Below are 16,104 nucleotides of genomic sequence, written 5' to 3' on the forward strand. Positions count from 1 at the left end.
CACACCTCACCATTTGGGAACCCGCTCACCCATGGATCATATCCTCACCGTCATCCTGCTGGGCATTGTCGAGGGGCTGACCGAATTCTTACCCGTCTCCTCGACGGGCCATCTGATCCTCGCCAGCGAACTGCTCGGCTATGACGCCGCCACCTGGGCTTCGTTCAACGTCGTTATCCAGCTTGGCGCGATCCTCGCGGTGGTGGTGCTCTACTGGCGCACCTTCTGGGCAGTCGGCATGGGGCTGCTACGGCGCGAGCCTGTCAGCTGGCGTTTCCTGCGGAACCTCCTGATCGCCTTCCTTCCCTCCGCCGTGATCGGCCTCGCGCTCCATGACCATATCGAGCAGCTATTGGGGGAGCCGCAGGTGGTCGCCTGGGCGCTGATCGCCGGCGGCATCGCCATCCTGCTCATCGAGAGGGCGGTGAAGGAGCAGCGCTTCCACGGCATCGCCGACATCCCCGTCGCGCGTGTGCTCGGCATCGGCTTCATCCAATGCATTTCCATGATTCCCGGCGTCAGCCGATCCGGCGCGACGATCATGGGCGCGCTGACCCTGGGGGTCGAACGCCGCACCGCTGCCGAGTTCAGCTTCTTCCTCGCTATTCCGACGATGCTTGGGGCGACCACGCTCGAACTCCTCAAGAAGGGCGATCAACTGACCAGCGCCGCTGTGGGATGGGGCGACATCGCGCTTGGCTTCACCGTGTCCTTCTTCGTCGCGATCGCGGTCATCAAGGGCTTTGTCGGCTTCGTATCACGACACGGCTTCGGCCTCTTTGCCTGGTATCGAGTCATCGCCGGGGGGGCGGCCTTGACCTGGCTTATGACGAGATAGGGCCGTATCGGACTTATAAGTTGAAAGATTATTACAGGAATTTGGCTTACTTACTCGCTAGCGCCTGATAATAGGTAAGCTATGATGACACATATGCGAGAATCCGCGTGACTCCGGGGGTTTTTCTGCTATGCCATCGGCGTACCGATATTTGGGGACGCTGCATGGCTGACAATCCGATGCTGAAATTCGTGGGCTTGGGCCAAGCCTATCCCGACAAGCGCGCCGCCGATGACCGGGCCGACGATTTTCTCGAAATCAGCCGCAGCTTTTTGGTCGAAAAGGCGGAGGAGCAGGCGTCGCGCTGCTCGCAATGCGGTGTGCCCTATTGCGCGACCCACTGCCCGCTGCATAACCACATTCCCGACTGGCTTCGCCTCACCGCCGAGGGGCGGCTGCGCGAAGCGTATGAACTCAGCAACCTGACCAGCACCATGCCGGAAATCTGCGGTCGCATCTGTCCGCAGGATCGGCTGTGCGAAGGCAACTGCGTGATCGAATTTTCGGGCCATGGCGCCGTCACCATCGGCTCGGTCGAAAAGTTCATCACCGACACCGCCTGGAAGGAAGGTTGGGTCGAGCCGCTCGTCCCCGGCAGCCCCACCGGCCAGTCGGTCGGCGTCATCGGCGCAGGCCCCGCCGGCCTCACCACCGCCGAATATCTGCGCGCGGCGGGACATGAGGTGCATGTCTATGACCGGCACGACCGCGCGGGCGGCCTGCTGACCTACGGCATCCCCGGCTTCAAGCTGGAAAAGGACGTCGTCATGCGCCGCATCCAGCGGCTGAAGGACGGCGGCATCGTCTTCCATGAGAGTTTTGAGGTCGGCCGCGACGCGACCCTCGAGCAATTGCGCCAGAAGCATGACGCGATCCTGATCGCCACCGGCGTCTACAAGCCCCGCGACATCAAGGCGCCCGGCGTCGGCGCGGCCGGCGTGGTGAAGGCGCTCGATTATTTGACCGCCTCCAACAAGGCCGGCTTCGGTGACGCGGTCCCGGAGCATGAGGACGGCACCTTGCTCGCCACGGGCAAGAAGGTCGTCGTCATCGGCGGCGGCGATACCGCGATGGACTGCGTGCGCACCGCCATCCGCCAAGGCGCGACCTCGGTCAAATGCCTCTACCGCCGCGACCGCGACAATATGCCGGGATCGCAGCGCGAAGTCGCCAATGCGGAGGAGGAAGGCGTCGAATTCGTCTGGCTCACCGCCCCGATCGCGTTCGAGGGCGTCGATCATGTCACCGGCGTCAAAGTGACGAAGATGCGCCTGGGCCAGCCCGACGCCTCCGGCCGCCGCGCGCCCGAGCCGGACCCTGGCAGCGAGCATGTGCTCGACGCCGATCTGGTCATCAAGGCGCTGGGCTATGACCCCGAAGAACTACCCAAACTGTTCGGCGCGGAAGACCTCTCCGTCACCCGGTGGGGCACGCTGCGCGTCGATCACAAGACGATGATGACATCGCTGGACGGCGTCTTCGCCGCCGGCGACATCGTGCGCGGCGCGAGCTTAGTCGTCTGGGCGATCCGCGACGGGCGGGACGTGACGGAGCATATGCATCGTTATTTGGGCGCGAAGGCGAAGGTCGGTGAGAGGGTTGCGGCATGATGCGCACCGCCTTCTTCCTCTTGCTGGCGACCCCGGCTGCCGCTCAGGCGCAGTCTCCGGTTTCGGCTGCTGTCCAGCCTGTCGACCCCGCTCTGCTCTCCAAGGCTCGGCCGATCTCCGCCATCATCCTGCCCAACGGCACCATGGAAAAGATGATGGGGCCGATGATGCAGAAGATGATGGGGCCAATGATGGATGGCATGACCAAGATGCCGATCCGCGAGTTCCTGAAAGTCGCAAGCTTAAATCCGGACGAGGCGGAAAGTCTTGGTCAGGGTACAATCGAAGAAATGATGGCGATCATTGACCCGAATTTCCGCAAGCGTATGGACGTGATCGTCAACACCATGATGCCGGCGATGGGTCGTTTCATGGGACGCTACGAACCCGACATGCGGGAAGGTATGGCGGAGGCTTTCGCCTTTCGGTACAGCGCAGGTGAACTCGATCAGATCATTGCATTTCTTAAGACACCCGTTGGTGCCAAATTCGGTGCGGGCTTCATGGAGTTGGCCGCAGATCCGCATTACCTCGGTCGAATGCAGAAGATCATGCCTGAAATGATGCAGGCCATGCCGGAAATTATGAAAGCATCGGCTGAGGAACTGGCAAAGCTGCCTAAGCCGCGGACCTATAACGATCTGACAAAGGCCGAACGCGAGCGTCTTACCACGTTGATCGGCGCCAACGCCAAGAAGGCTAACTGAAAAAAGCGTCGGCATGCCGGCGAGCAAATGCAATGAAAGCAGCCGAGCCCAAAAGTCGGGACGGCGACATGCAAGGGTAAGTCATCATGACCGACACCAATTTCATGGCCACTCCCGAAGAGCGCGCACGGATCGCCGCTGAGGGCATGTATCACCCGGAGATGGAAGGCGACGCCTGCGGTGTCGGCCTCGTCGCAGCCACCGACGGCCGCCCCTCCCGCCGCGTGGTCGCCAGCGCGATCGATGCGCTGAAGGCCGTGTGGCATCGCGGCGCGGTCGATGCGGATGGCAAGACCGGCGACGGCGCGGGCATCCATGTCGACCTGCCCGTCCGATTCTTCGACGACGCCATCGCGGACTCCGGCCACAAGCCGCTCCCCAACCGCCTCGCCGTTGGCATGATCTTCCTGCCGCGCACGGACCTTAGCGCGCAGGAAACCTGCCGCACGATCGTCGAGTCCGAGATCATCGACGCGGGCTACACCATCTATGGCTGGCGGCAGGTGCCGGTCGACGTGTCCGTCATCGGCGAGAAGGCGCAGCGCACCCGTCCCGAAATCGAGCAGATCATGATCGCCGGCCCGATGCCGGAAGAACGCGACGTCGCCGAGTTCGAGAAGGATCTCTACCTGATCCGCCGCCGCATCGAGAAAAAGGTGATCGCGGCGCAGATCAACGACTTCTACGTTTGCTCGCTCAGCTGCCGCTCGATCATCTACAAGGGGCTGTTCCTCGCCGAAAGCCTGTCGGTCTTCTACCCGGACCTTCAGGACGATCGGTTCGAGAGCCGCGTCGCCATCTTCCACCAGCGCTATTCCACCAACACCTTCCCCCAATGGTGGCTGGCCCAGCCGTTCCGCACGCTTGCCCATAATGGCGAGATCAACACGATCCGCGGCAACAAGAACTGGATGAAGAGCCACGAGATCAAGATGGCGGCGCTCGCCTTCGGCGAACAGTCGGAGGACATCAAGCCCGTCATCCCGGCGGGCGCATCCGATACCGCAGCCCTCGACGCCGTGTTCGAGGCGATCTGCCGCTCGGGCCGCGACGCGCCCACGGCCAAGCTGATGCTCGTGCCCGAAGCCTATCAGGCGGCCAGCGCCGACCTGCCCAAGGCGCATGTCGACATGTACGACTATCTCGCCTCCGTCATGGAGCCGTGGGACGGCCCCGCCGCGCTCGCCATGACCGACGGCCGCTGGGTCGTTGCCGGCGTCGATCGCAACGCGCTGCGCCCGCTGCGCTATACGCTCACGGGCGACAATCTACTGATTGTCGGCTCGGAAACCGGCATGGTTGTGGTCCCCGAAACTACCGTGGTCAAGAAGGGCCGCATGGGCCCCGGCCAGATGATCGCTGTCGATCTGCACGAGGGCGAAATATACGACGATCGCGCGATCAAGGACCGGATTGCAGGAGAGCGCCCCTATGGCGACCTCATCAAGGACTTCCTGACCGTCGCCGATCTTGCCGACGCGCCCAGCGCCCTGCCCGCATGGGACAAGACCGAACTGACCCGCCGTCAGGTCGCCGCCAACCTGACGCTGGAGGATATGGAGCTGATCCTCAGTCCGATGGTCGAGGATGCGAAGGAAGCGGTCGGCTCGATGGGCGACGACACGCCGCTCGCCGTTATTTCGGACAAGCCGCGCACCATCAGTCATTTCTTCCGCCAGAATTTCAGCCAAGTCACCAACCCGCCGATCGACTCCTTGCGCGAACGGCATGTCATGAGCCTCAAGACCCGCTTCTCCAACCTCCACAACATATTGGAGGAAGGGGCGCAGAACAGCCATGTGCTGGTGCTCGACTCGCCGGTAGTCACCAGCGTCGAATGGGCGCGGCTGAAGGCCTATTTCGGCCCGGCCGTGGCGGAAATCGACTGCACCTTCCCCGCGACCGGCGGGCAGGAGCAGTTGCGCGCCGCGATCCGCCGCATCCGTGAAGAGGCGGAGCAGGCGGTGCGCGAAGGCCGCACCGAAATCTTCCTGAGCGACGAGGGCGTCAGCACCGATCGCGTCGCCATCCAGGGCGTGCTCGCGGCCGCCGCCGTTCACACCCATCTGGTCCGCAAGGGGCTGCGGAGTTACGCCTCGATCAACGTCCGCAGCGCCGAAGCGCTCGACACCCACTATTTCGCGGTGCTGATCGGCGTCGGCGCGACCACAGTGAACGCCTATCTCGCCGAAGCCAGCATTGCCGATCGCCATTCGCGCGGTCTGTTCGGCGACCTGTCGTTCGACCAGTGCGTCGAACGCTATCGCACGGCGATCAACGAAGGGCTGCTGAAGATCATGTCCAAAATGGGCATCGCAGTCATCAGTTCCTATCGCGGCGGCTATAATTTCGAGGCGGTGGGCCTGTCCCGTGCGCTGGTGAACGATCTCTTCCCCGGCATGCCAGCGAAGATTTCGGGCGAAGGCTATGCCTCGCTCCACCACAGCGCCACGCTCCGCCACGAAGCGGCCTTCGACACCGCGGTCGTGCGTCTGCCGGTCGGCGGTTTCTATCGCCAGCGGCAGGGCGGGGAGAGCCACGCCTATTCGGCGCAGCTCATGCACCTGCTCCAGACGGCAGTCGCGACCGACAGCTTTTCGACCTATCTACAATTCTCGCGCGGCGTGCGCGACCTGCCGCCGGTCTATCTGCGCGACCTCATGGAGTTCAACTTCGCCCGCGAGGCGATCCCGATCGACGAGGTCGAGGCGACCACCGAAATCCGCAAGCGCTTCGTGACGCCGGGCATGAGTCTCGGCGCGCTCTCTCCGGAGGCGCACGAGACGCTCGCCATCGCGATGAACCGCATCGGCGCGAAGGCGGTATCGGGAGAAGGCGGCGAGGATGCCAACCGCTTCAAACCCTATGACAATGGCGACAACGCCAACTCCGTCATCAAGCAGATCGCGTCGGGGCGCTTCGGCGTCCATGCCGAATATCTGGGCTCCGCCGAGGAGATAGAGATCAAGGTCGCGCAGGGCGCCAAGCCTGGCGAGGGCGGCCAGCTGCCCGGCTTCAAGGTAACCGAATTCATCGCGAAACTGCGCCATTCGACGCCGGGGGTGACGCTCATCTCGCCGCCGCCGCACCACGACATCTACTCGATCGAGGATCTCGCGCAGCTGATCTACGACTGCAAGATGATCAACCCGCGCGCGCGCGTCTGCGTCAAGCTGGTGAGCCAGGCCGGGATCGGCACCGTCGCGGCGGGTGTGGCAAAGGCGCATGCCGACGTCATCCTCGTCGCCGGTCATGTCGGCGGCACCGGCGCGTCGCCCCAGACCAGCATCAAATATGCGGGCACGCCCTGGGAAATGGGCCTGTCCGAAGCCAACCAGGTGCTCACCCTCAACGGGCTGCGCCACCGGGTGAAGCTCCGCACCGACGGCGGGCTCAAGACCGGGCGCGACATCGTCATCGCCGCGATCCTGGGCGCGGAGGAATATGGCATCGGCACGTTGTCCCTGGTCGCCATGGGCTGCATCATGGTGCGCCAGTGCCACAGCAACACCTGCCCGGTCGGCGTGTGCGTGCAGGACGAGAAGCTGCGCCAGAAGTTCACCGGCACGCCGGAGAAGGTCATCAACCTCATGACCTTCATCGCCGAGGAAGTGCGCGAAATCCTCGCCCGCCTGGGCTTCCGCAGTCTGGATGAGGTGATCGGTCGCACCGAATTGCTGAAGCAAGTCAATCGCGGCGCCGAGCATCTCGACGATCTCGACCTCAATCCGATCCTCGCCAAGGTCGATGCGCCCGACGATCAGCGCCGCTTCTCGTTGAAGGAATGGCGTAACGAGGTGCCCGACAGCCTCGACGCGCAGATGATGAAGGACGCTCGCGCCGTGTTCGAGCGCGGCGAGAAGATGCAGCTCACCTACACGGTGCGGAACACGCACCGCGCCGTGGGCACGCGCCTTTCCGCGGCCGTGACGGAAAAGTTCGGCATGTCGACGCTGGCCGACGGCCATCTGACCGTCCGTCTGCGCGGGTCCGCCGGCCAGTCGCTCGGCGCCTTTCTGTGCAAGGGGATCAAGCTCGAAATATTCGGTGACGCCAACGACTATGTCGGCAAGGGGCTTTCGGGCGGCATCATCGCGGTCCGCACCACCGTTTCCTCGCCGCTGTCGTCGAAGGATAACACGATCATCGGCAACACCGTCCTCTATGGCGCGACCAGCGGCAAGCTGTTCGCTGCGGGCCAGGCCGGCGAGCGCTTCGCTGTCCGCAATTCGGGCGCGCAGGTTGTGGTCGAAGGCTGCGGCGCGAACGGCTGCGAATATATGACGGGCGGTACTGCGGTTATTCTGGGCAAGACCGGCGCGAATTTCGGTGCGGGCATGACCGGCGGCATGGCATTCATCCTCGACGAGGATGGCAGCTTCCCGACCCAGGCCAATCCCGAAAGCATCGTGTGGCAACGGCTCGATAGCGCCTATTGGGAGGCGCAGGTCAAGGCGCTGATCGCCGAACATGCGGTCGCCACCGACAGCCGCTGGTCGAACACCGTGCTCGACGATTGGGACCGCTGGCGGCGCTATATCTGGCAGGTCTGCCCCAAGGAGATGGTGAACCGCCTCGCCCAGCCGCTCAGCGACAATCCGGCAGAGGTTGTCGCGGCGGAGTGACGCGGGTTACGGCGTGACGCTGATCGGCTGCACCGTGGCGGTGACGGCCGGCGGCTCCATCGCCGGCTGCGCCACGGCGGGCGATGGCGTTGGCCCGGCGGCGAAACGCACGATGTTGGGCGGCAGCTGATGGATGGGCGACGGCGCGACCTCCTCCACCACATCGCGCGATTGATAATCGTCCACTATCGGATCGCTGGTCCCCCGGATAATGTCGTCGGGCTGATAACCGGCCATGTCCGCCTGCCACCGCCGCTCGGCAAGCGTCGGACCGCAGCCGGTGCAGTGAATGAAGGCCGGCGCATCCTGCCCACTGCCGCCGCCATCCACGAAGGATGGTGCGTCATCATTGGCGGCCGTGGCCATTGCCGGCTCGTCGGCAGGCGAATAGCCCTGCGGACTGGTCGCGTAGCTGCCCAGGCCCATCCCCATGACCGCCGCAGCGGCCACCGTCACGCCCCCCGACATCCATAATGGCATCGGCATATCGCATCGTCTCCCGCGCCGGCTCCGCGCCTCGTCGCACCGCCAGCGTCACCTGCAATGCTAATCATAACACCGATCGCGATCGGTTGTTGCATGACCCAAAAGCCTTTGCTAAGGGCCGCCTCCTACCAAGGCACCGGCCCCGCCGGTTTCCAGTTTGATGTGCGGTCATGGCGGAATTGGTAGACGCGCAACGTTGAGGTCGTTGTGGCCGAAAGGCCGTGGAAGTTCGAGTCTTCTTGACCGCACCAACCCTTCGCATGAAGCGTTGGATTTATTAAAAAGGCCGACCTCAGTCGGGGCCACGTTTTAACCCACCCTTCTGACAGAAATCGGCGAGTGGCCTTCGCCGAAACGGCCCATCTCCTAAGCCTCGCGCAAATCCGGGGAAGCCTCAGCACATTCGCACGCTGTTGAACGGCCGCAGACGCGTTCAGCCGATCCCTTCTCTCTTCCTCGGAGGGGACAGCCCCCGCCATCGTCTGGAAACCCGCCGAAACGAATGGCGCGCTCAGAACAGAGTCTCGACGCTCGCATCGAAGCGATAGCCCACGCCGCGAACGGTCTGGATCCAGCCTTGCGAGGTCGGGCGGCTTTCGAGACGCCGGCGCAGCCGCAGGACCTGAACGTCGATGCTCCGATCGTAGATATCCTCGTGCGTCCTCGTCGCGTGCATCAGATGGACGCGGCTCAGGGCCCGGCGCGGGGCCTCGAGAAACGCCGATAGCAGGGTGAACTCCCGTTTCGTGAGCTCGAGGAAAGCGCCTTCGGCGTCACGAAGCAGTCGCCGTCTGTGCTCGAATTCCCAGCCATCGAAGCGAAACCCCCTTATCGCCATGGACCCTGCCACGTTGCGGCCGATTTCCTGACGCCGCAATATGGCGCGCGCGCGGGCGAGAAGTTCGTTGGGCCGGACGGGGCGCATCAGGACATCGTCGGCGCCAAGCTCAAGGCCCAGGACATAATCGATATCGGCGCGCTCGGCGTCCGCGATAAGGATCAGGGGAACGCAGCTCTGTAGCCGGATCCGGCCGAGGATCGCGTAGCCCGCAGCACCAAGTGCTTCAAAGTCGACGACGACGAGCGCATAGCGGCCGCTCTCCAACTGCCGAAGCAGGTCTTCCCCCGACGTTTCGACCGTCTGGCAGCGATGGCGCTCGAGAAATTGCGCTAGGGTCGATCGCAGGTGCCGATCATTGCTGACGACGAGCACGCGCCCGAGGCACGTCGTCAATCCGATCGATTTTTCCCACGCCAGCGCGCCTGCCTGATCACGTGCCAGGCTCATTTGCATCGCACCGTCACTATTCCCGCCTGCGACCGAACAGCCGAGAGGTCGATCGGACGAGGAGACGCAAGACCCGCAAAAGCGTCGACATCGCCGAACCGGAAAGCGCAGGACGTCGCCAGGGGTCGAAATCCTATGGCGTGGGGAGTGTCTGCGACTGTCATCATTTTCCTTGCACACCGGGGCCGGCGAAATAGCCCTCCGATTATTTACCGAAGCCTCGCCTGAGCCTGGCGGGCGCGCGCCAGGATCACCGAAGCGTCAGCTTTAATATCAAATCTATCATTTCTATCAAGAATGTTTGTTTGCCGATTTCTCGCGGCACTGTTACAAGCGGCTTGTGGGGGGCCGCTGCGGCGGGACGATTGTGGGGTGCGATGAACGACGACATTATGACGACGGCGCAGACCGCGAAGCTGCTCGGCGTTTCGGTGCGCACCGCGCAGTTGCTCATCGAAGGCGGGTCGTTGCCGTCGTGGAAGACGCCGGGCGGCCATCGCCGGGTCTATCGCCGCGATGTAGAAGCGATCATCGCCGACGCACCTGCCGACGCGGATCGCCCTTCCGCGCACGTCGTTGCGCTCGCGTCGGGACAATTGCGCAGCGAGCTGGAGTTAGCAGCGGCTTCGACCCCGGAGTTTACGCTGGATATCGCCAATGGGCGGAGCGCGGCATTGCTCGCGATCGGCGAAACCAGGCCCGCCGCCCTGATCATCGATGGGAGCGACCCGGACGAGGCTGCGGCGTTCGTCGCATCTATCACCGCATCGACAAACATCGGCCCCGATCACATCATTCTCGTCGCTCCAGGCGCCTCGCTTTCAGATATTCGCCTCGAAGGGGTGCGGACCGTCTTCTCAGCCTCCGAGGCCGCGTCGGCGATGCGCGACCTTCTGTCCGATCCGCCGCTATCCCGTTTGGATAGCAAGGATCTTCCCTACCCTGTCGCGCTCAACGAGCAGCAGCGTCTGGTCGCGCTCGAGCGTTCCGGCCTGATCGACAGCGCCCCGGAGGATGCCTTCGACCGGCTGGTATGGCTAGCCGCGAACACGCTTGAGGCACCGATCGCGCTCGTCACGCTGCTGACGCCGACGCGGCAGTTCTTCAAGGCGCGCGTCGGTCTCGACATGATCGACACGCCACGCAGCTGGGCATTTTGCAACTATACGATCCTGCAGAAGGACGTCTTCAGCGTCGAGGATCTCAGTCGGGATGCGCGCTTCGCCGACAATCCCGCGGTCGCCGGGGATGAAGGGTTCCGTTTCTACGCCGGCGCACCGATCCGCGACGAAGGCGGCTATGCGATCGGCTCCCTATGCGTGATCGACTTTGCCGCCAGGCGTCTCGATGCGCGGCAAAGCAAAATGCTTGCCGAACTGGCCGAGCTGGGCGGCGCCGAAATCCGGCTCCGCGATGCGAAGCGGCAGCTGCAATATGCCAAACGCCAAGCGCGACGCCCGGCAGAGCAGCGCAAGCCCGCCGCTCCGCTTTCCCGGTCGCGGCGCCAGGACTGACCCGCGGCCACCGTCCATGGGCGAGCGCCGCGCATGGACGGCGACAGGCCCTAGCGCTGGTTGTCGGCGAGGATCATGGCGGCGCCCTTTGCCCCGATCACCATCGAAATCGCGTTGATATTGCCTGAAGGAACCTGCGGGATGATCGAGGAATCGACAACGCGCAGGCCTGCGACCCCCCGCACGCGGAGCCGCGGATCGACGACCGCCATGGAATCGATGCCCATCTTGAGCGAGCCGCTGGCATGGTAGCAGGGGTTCGTGTTGGCGCGGACATAGGCTTCCAAATCGGCGTCGTCGCCGACCGTCGCTCCTGGCGCGTGTTCGCCTTCGAAATAGGGCGCGAACGCCGCCGTTCGCAGGAGCTTGCGGCCAAAGCGCACGCCCTCGACGAGCGTGTCGACGTCGTATCGGCTCTCCAGCATATTGTGCTGGATGACCGGAGGCGCACCGGGGTCGGCAGAACGCAGTTCAACATAGCCCCGGCTCTGGCTCCGGTTGACGTTGGGCTGGATCGTGATGGCCGGCCGCTCGAGCATCTTGGGCCCCTGCGGCGAAGGGTCTGCGGCAAACGCACCGAAATGAAATTGCAGATCGGGATATTCGGATTCGGGGCGCAGGCGGACAAAGGAGATGGCCGGAAAGATGTAAGTCGCGGGGCCTGCTCCGGTCAGCCCGAAGCGCAGACCGTGGCGCAATTTCGCAATCCGGCCCAGCTCCATATTATGTGTCGGGATCGAAACATAGGCCTTGATCGCGCAATTAGGATGCTCCTGCAAATTGCGCCCGACGCCAGGTAGCGCAGCCTTGACCTCGATGCCGTGCGATGCAAGCTGCCCGGGATCACCCACGCCCGAGAGCATCAGCAGCTTTGGCGAATTATAGGCGCTCGCACTCACGATGACCTCGCCGCAGCACAGTTCGCGGCTGATCGTGCCGCCGCGTTCGAACTCCACGCCCACGGCGCGGCCATCCTCGATCAAGATGCGGCGGACGAGACAGCCGGTCATGATTTCGAGGTTGGGACGACTTCGGATCGGATCGACGAAAGCCCGCGCCGCGCTCCAGCGCCAGCCGCGACGCTGGTTGACATGGGTGATCGCGGCGCCTTCCTGCTGCTCGCCATTATAGTTGCCATTGGCCGCCACGCCGAGTTCGCGCATGGCGTCGATGAAGACCCCGGCAAGCGGATGCGCGCCGCGCGTGCGCGAAATCGGCAGGGGACCATCGGTGCCATAGGCAGGGGCGACGCTCGACGGCGCGCCTTCGATGGCACGGAAATAATGAAGCAGCGAATCATAGTCCCAGCCGGTGCAACCAAGCTGCGCCCAATGATCATAGTCCCCGCGATTGCCGCGGACATAGATCGTGCCGTTGATCGCCGAAGAGCCGCCCATCACCTTGCCGCGCGGCATCCGGTCAACCCGGCCGCCGCGAGTGGGATCGGGTTCGGTCAAGAGCATCCAGTCCGCGTCGGCATGCCCGATTGCCGACAGCGGCCCCAGCGCCGGGATCTTGAAACGCAGCTGGTCGGCATCGCCGCCCGCTTCGAGCAGCAGGACGCGGTGGCTAGGATCCACCGACAATTTGTTCGCAAGAACACTGCCCGCGCTGCCCGCGCCGATAATGATGAAATCGCGCATCCGACGCCCTGCCCCGCTTGCCGTCTCGACTAGGCGACGAGCGCATCGGCCGAGGCCGCCGGCGCGTCGAGCAGGACGGTTTTCGTCTCGAGATAGTGTCGCAGCCCCTCGGTGCCGCCCTCACGGCCAATGCCCGACTGCTTGAAGCCGCCGAAAGCGATCGAAAAATCGTTGCGGAACGCATTGTGCGCCACCGTGCCCGAGCGAATCTCGCGCGCCACCGCAAACGCCCGCTCGGGGTCGCTGGTAAACACTGAGGCGTTCAACCCGAAATCGCTCTCGTTCGCGATCCGCACCGCATCGCGCTCGTCGGCGGCGGGAATGAGGGCCAGCACCGGTCCGAATATTTCTTCGCGCGCGATCGTTGCGTCATTGTCGACATTCGCGAACAAGGTGGGTTCGATGTAGAAGCCCCGGTCGAGATGCGCGGGGCGCCGGCCGCCCGTTATCAGCCGCGCCCCTTCCGCCTCGCCCTTGCCGATATAATGTTCGACCTTGTCGCGCTGGCGCGCCATGGCAAGCGGCCCCATCTGGGTTTCCGCAGCGAAGGGGTCTCCGACCTTGACATCGTCGAGCCGTGCCTTGAGCGCCTCGGCAAGTTCGTCGTGTCGCGCACGGGTGACAATGATCCGGGTCAGCGCCGCGCAGACCTGCCCGGTCAGAATGGTCGTCGAGGCGGCGATCGATGCGGCGAAGGTGCCAATGTCATAGTCGTCCAGAAGAATGGCCGGCGATTTGCCGCCAAGCTCGAGCGTGCAGCGCGCAATGCGCTCGCCGCAAATCGAGCCGATGCGGCGTCCCGCGGCGGTCGAGCCGGTGAAGCTCACCTTGTCGACTCGCGGGTCGCGTACGAGCAGCTCGGACACGTCACGGTCGGCGGTCAGGACATTGAGAACGCCCTTTGGAATACCCGCTGCCTCGGCCGCCTCGGCAAGCGCCAGCAGCGTTCCGGGCGCCTCCGGCGACGCTTTAAGGATTACCGTACAGCCGGCGAGCAACGCCGGCGCCGTCTTCCAGCTCGCGAGCATCAGCGGCCCATTCCACGGGACGATCGCGGCGACGACGCCGACCGGCTCCCGGACGAGATACCCAGCGCCACCCTGCGCCGGCCGATGCGCCTCGATAAAAGGAAAGCTGTCCGCCATCGCGGCGTGAAAATCATAGACGTCTGCAAACAGCGGGACCATTCGCTTGTTGGCGCCATGGAGCGAGCCCATTTCGCTGGTCCAAATGCCGCCGACATCGTTCGCCCGTGCCCGCAGTTCCTGGCCGAGCTTCTTGAGATAGCCGGCGCGCTCGGCATGGCTCATTCGCGGCCATGGCCCCTCGTCGAACGCCTTGCGCGCCGCTGCGATCGCGCGCTCCATATCTGCGGGCGCGGCTTCGCCGACGCGGAAAAAGAGCTCCTCGGTCGATGGCGAGATGACGTCGATCCGGGCGTCGCTCGAGGGTTTCACCCATTCGCCGTCGATAAAGAAGCGGTCAGGATATTTGAGCACATCGGCAAAATCGGCGTGGGTTACCATCGAACATCTCTCCATCACGCCGCGAGGCGCGGCATCTTGGCCCGGAGCACCGGGCGGGCACAAGCCCGCCGCATGCTTCACCAGACCTGGCCAAGGTCGCATAGTTGTGCGGTCCGGTCAATATGCGGAATTAAATTCCGTTATGCGAAACGAAATCACGCAGCCTTTATCAAATCCGCAGCCTTTTCGGCGATCATGATCGTCGTCGCATTGGTATTCGCACTCGTCACGCGCGGCATGATCGAGGCATCAACTACGCGCAGACCGGCAATCCCCCGGACCCTGAGCGCGGGATCGACCACCGCTGCGTCATCGCTTCCCATTCTGCAGGTTCCGACGGGATGATAGGCGATCCCCGAGGTCTCCCGGATATAGCCTTCCCATTCCGCGTCGGTCTGCGGCGTGGTTGCCGGAATGCGCGCGCCGGTGACGATCTTCGAGAAAGCGGGAGCGGCGAAGAGTTGCTCGATGAATCGGCCGGCCTCGACAAGGGTCTGGAGGTCGGCCGGGTCACCGTAGAAATTGTGCCTGATCCGGGGACTCCCGTCGGGCTTGAGCTGAACCTCACCGCGGCTTTTGGGATGGCAGATCGACGCGGTAATATTCATCGCCGGCTCCTTGGGCATCAGGATGCGGCCATCGGGATGCATATCGAAGCTCAGCGGGACGAAATGCAACTGGATATCGGGTTCGGCAAGGCCACCACGCGTGCGGGCAAGACCCATCGCCTGGACGATCGAGGACGTCAGCGGGCCACCGCGCCGCGACGCGAACTGCCAGGCGTAGCGAAGCGCGTCGAGCGGCCCTGTCGCACTGTTGAGGCTTGGCACATTGATCAGCTTGTGCACCCCGACCGTCGGATGTTCCTGAAAATTGCGGCCGACTCCGCGCAGTTCGTGGATCGGCGCAACCCCGGCGTCGCGCATCGCCTCCGCAGGTCCGATCCCCGACCGCAACAACATGGCGGGGCTGCCGAAGGCGCCGCCACTCACGATGATCTCGCGCCGGGCCGTGATGCGAACATCGTCGCCCTCCCGCTTGCCGATGACAGCCACGGCACGGCCCTCGGCGATTTCGATGCGGTCGACCCGGGTCTCCGTCATCACCCGCAGATTGGCGCGTCGGCGGGCCGGCCGCAGATAGGCCTTCTCGGCACTGCACCGCCAGCCGCGCCGCTGCGATACCTGCGTGAGATAGGCCCCTTCCATCTGCCCGGCATTATAGTCCGCGATCGTCACGAGTCCTCGCTGGCGGCATGCCTCTAGAAAGAGATGGTTCAGAGGGTGCGGATCTCGCATCGGGGTGGCCGACAGCGGCCCCGCCTCGCCGCGCGCCGGATCGGGTCGCCCCGACCAGCTTTCCATCCGCCTGTAATAGGGAAGTATGTCCTCATATCCCCATCCCGGCGCCCCGGAATCACGCCAATGATCGAAGTCGGCCGCGGTGCCGCGAATATAGACCTGGCCGTTGATCGAGCTGCCGCCGCCCAGAATACGGCCTCCCGACCAATATTGGACGCGGCCCCCGGTGGTAGGATCGGCATCGGCTTCGTAAAGCCAGTCGAACCGCGGATTGCCGACAAGGCGCGCATAGCCGGCCGGAATCTGCGCGACAAAGGAGGTGGCCTCACCGCCGGCCTCAAGAAGGATCACCGTCACTTGCGGGTCCTCGCTCAGCCTGTTCGCCAGCACGCAGCCGGCCGTGCCGCCGCCCGCAATGACATAATCCGCTGTCACGTCGGTCATTCTTCTCTCCTGAACGATGGCCGCCACTTTTCCGACTCGCCTCATCTGGTTCACATTACGCTAAATCGAAATTGGCGTTTTGCGAAATTATTTTTCGCCAGGCGGCAGATCGCCGTTGCGCA

General features: G+C 64.0%; 10 protein-coding genes and 1 tRNA gene. 6 read left to right on the forward strand and 5 right to left on the reverse strand.

The features are described 5' to 3' along the window. Positions 1-31: 31 nt before the first annotated feature. From ACETPF_RS12625 to gltB, 4 genes are all read left to right on the forward strand, one after another. Entirely contained in the window at positions 32-838 is an 807-nt protein-coding gene (locus tag ACETPF_RS12625) for an undecaprenyl-diphosphate phosphatase (protein ID WP_373934850.1), read from the forward strand. Positions 839-1,002: 164 nt separating this feature from the next. Continuing rightward, positions 1,003-2,448 carry an NAD(P)-dependent oxidoreductase gene (locus tag ACETPF_RS12630; protein ID WP_373934851.1) on the forward strand — a complete coding sequence of 482 codons (1,446 nt, stop codon included), beginning with the start codon at positions 1,003-1,005 and terminating at the stop codon, positions 2,446-2,448. After that, complete coding sequence (locus tag ACETPF_RS12635) at positions 2,448-3,155, forward strand: DUF2059 domain-containing protein (protein WP_373935057.1); 708 nt, start codon at positions 2,448-2,450, stop codon at positions 3,153-3,155. The genes ACETPF_RS12630 and ACETPF_RS12635 overlap by 1 nt, the downstream gene beginning before the upstream one ends. Before the next feature lie 86 nt (positions 3,156-3,241). Then, on the forward strand, positions 3,242-7,780 hold the full coding sequence (gene gltB / locus ACETPF_RS12640) for a glutamate synthase large subunit (RefSeq protein WP_373934852.1): 4,539 nt from the start codon (positions 3,242-3,244) through the stop codon (positions 7,778-7,780). Positions 7,781-7,786: 6 nt separating this feature from the next. Here gltB and ACETPF_RS12645 read toward each other — a convergent pair whose 3' ends face one another. After that, positions 7,787-8,266 (reverse strand): hypothetical protein, encoded by a 480-nt coding sequence (locus ACETPF_RS12645; protein WP_373934853.1) that lies wholly within the window; start codon positions 8,264-8,266, stop codon positions 7,787-7,789. Positions 8,267-8,430: 164 nt separating this feature from the next. On the opposite strand from ACETPF_RS12645, the gene ACETPF_RS12650 reads away from it, so the two are divergent. After that, positions 8,431-8,517: transfer RNA gene (locus ACETPF_RS12650), tRNA-Leu, on the forward strand. A gap of 260 nt (positions 8,518-8,777) precedes the next feature. On the opposite strand, the gene ACETPF_RS12655 is transcribed toward ACETPF_RS12650, so the two are convergent. Further along, on the reverse strand, positions 8,778-9,554 hold the full coding sequence (locus ACETPF_RS12655) for a winged helix-turn-helix domain-containing protein (RefSeq protein ID WP_373934854.1): 777 nt from the start codon (positions 9,552-9,554) through the stop codon (positions 8,778-8,780). A 377-nt stretch (positions 9,555-9,931) separates the two neighbouring features. Between ACETPF_RS12655 and ACETPF_RS12660 the strand changes: the two genes are divergently transcribed. Next, positions 9,932-11,068 carry a GAF domain-containing protein gene (locus tag ACETPF_RS12660; RefSeq protein ID WP_373934855.1) on the forward strand — a complete coding sequence of 379 codons (1,137 nt, stop codon included), beginning with the start codon at positions 9,932-9,934 and terminating at the stop codon, positions 11,066-11,068. 50 nt (positions 11,069-11,118) lie between these two features. Here the strand turns inward: ACETPF_RS12660 and ACETPF_RS12665 are convergent, their stop codons facing one another. The 3 genes from ACETPF_RS12665 to ACETPF_RS12675 form a co-directional block, all read right to left on the reverse strand. After that, complete coding sequence (locus tag ACETPF_RS12665) at positions 11,119-12,711, reverse strand: GMC family oxidoreductase (protein WP_373934856.1); 1,593 nt, start codon at positions 12,709-12,711, stop codon at positions 11,119-11,121. 29 nt (positions 12,712-12,740) lie between these two features. Further along, positions 12,741-14,237 carry an aldehyde dehydrogenase gene (locus ACETPF_RS12670; RefSeq protein ID WP_373934857.1) on the reverse strand — a complete coding sequence of 499 codons (1,497 nt, stop codon included), beginning with the start codon at positions 14,235-14,237 and terminating at the stop codon, positions 12,741-12,743. Positions 14,238-14,392: 155 nt separating this feature from the next. After that, positions 14,393-15,982, reverse strand: a complete 1,590-nt coding sequence (locus ACETPF_RS12675; RefSeq protein ID WP_373934858.1) for a GMC family oxidoreductase — start codon at positions 15,980-15,982, stop codon at positions 14,393-14,395. Between the last annotated feature and the right edge of the window lie 122 nt (positions 15,983-16,104).

This window comes from Sphingobium agrisoli, assembly GCF_041877245.1.
Taxonomy (GTDB): Bacteria; Pseudomonadota; Alphaproteobacteria; order Sphingomonadales; family Sphingomonadaceae; genus Sphingobium.

Excerpts from the sequence above, each read along its gene's own strand:
- ACETPF_RS12625 (WP_373934850.1), top strand. The coding sequence starts at position 32 with ATGGATCATATCCTCACCGTCATCCTGCTGGGCATTGTCGAGGGGCTG.
- ACETPF_RS12630 (WP_373934851.1), top strand. The coding sequence starts at position 1,003 with ATGGCTGACAATCCGATGCTGAAATTCGTGGGCTTGGGCCAAGCCTAT.
- ACETPF_RS12635 (WP_373935057.1), top strand. The coding sequence starts at position 2,448 with ATGCGCACCGCCTTCTTCCTCTTGCTGGCGACCCCGGCTGCCGCTCAG.
- gltB (WP_373934852.1), top strand. The coding sequence starts at position 3,242 with ATGACCGACACCAATTTCATGGCCACTCCCGAAGAGCGCGCACGGATC.
- ACETPF_RS12645 (WP_373934853.1), bottom strand. The coding sequence starts at position 8,266 with ATGCCGATGCCATTATGGATGTCGGGGGGCGTGACGGTGGCCGCTGCG.
- ACETPF_RS12655 (WP_373934854.1), bottom strand. The coding sequence starts at position 9,554 with ATGAGCCTGGCACGTGATCAGGCAGGCGCGCTGGCGTGGGAAAAATCG.
- ACETPF_RS12660 (WP_373934855.1), top strand. The coding sequence starts at position 9,932 with ATGAACGACGACATTATGACGACGGCGCAGACCGCGAAGCTGCTCGGC.
- ACETPF_RS12665 (WP_373934856.1), bottom strand. The coding sequence starts at position 12,711 with ATGCGCGATTTCATCATTATCGGCGCGGGCAGCGCGGGCAGTGTTCTT.
- ACETPF_RS12670 (WP_373934857.1), bottom strand. The coding sequence starts at position 14,237 with ATGGTAACCCACGCCGATTTTGCCGATGTGCTCAAATATCCTGACCGC.
- ACETPF_RS12675 (WP_373934858.1), bottom strand. The coding sequence starts at position 15,982 with ATGACCGACGTGACAGCGGATTATGTCATTGCGGGCGGCGGCACGGCC.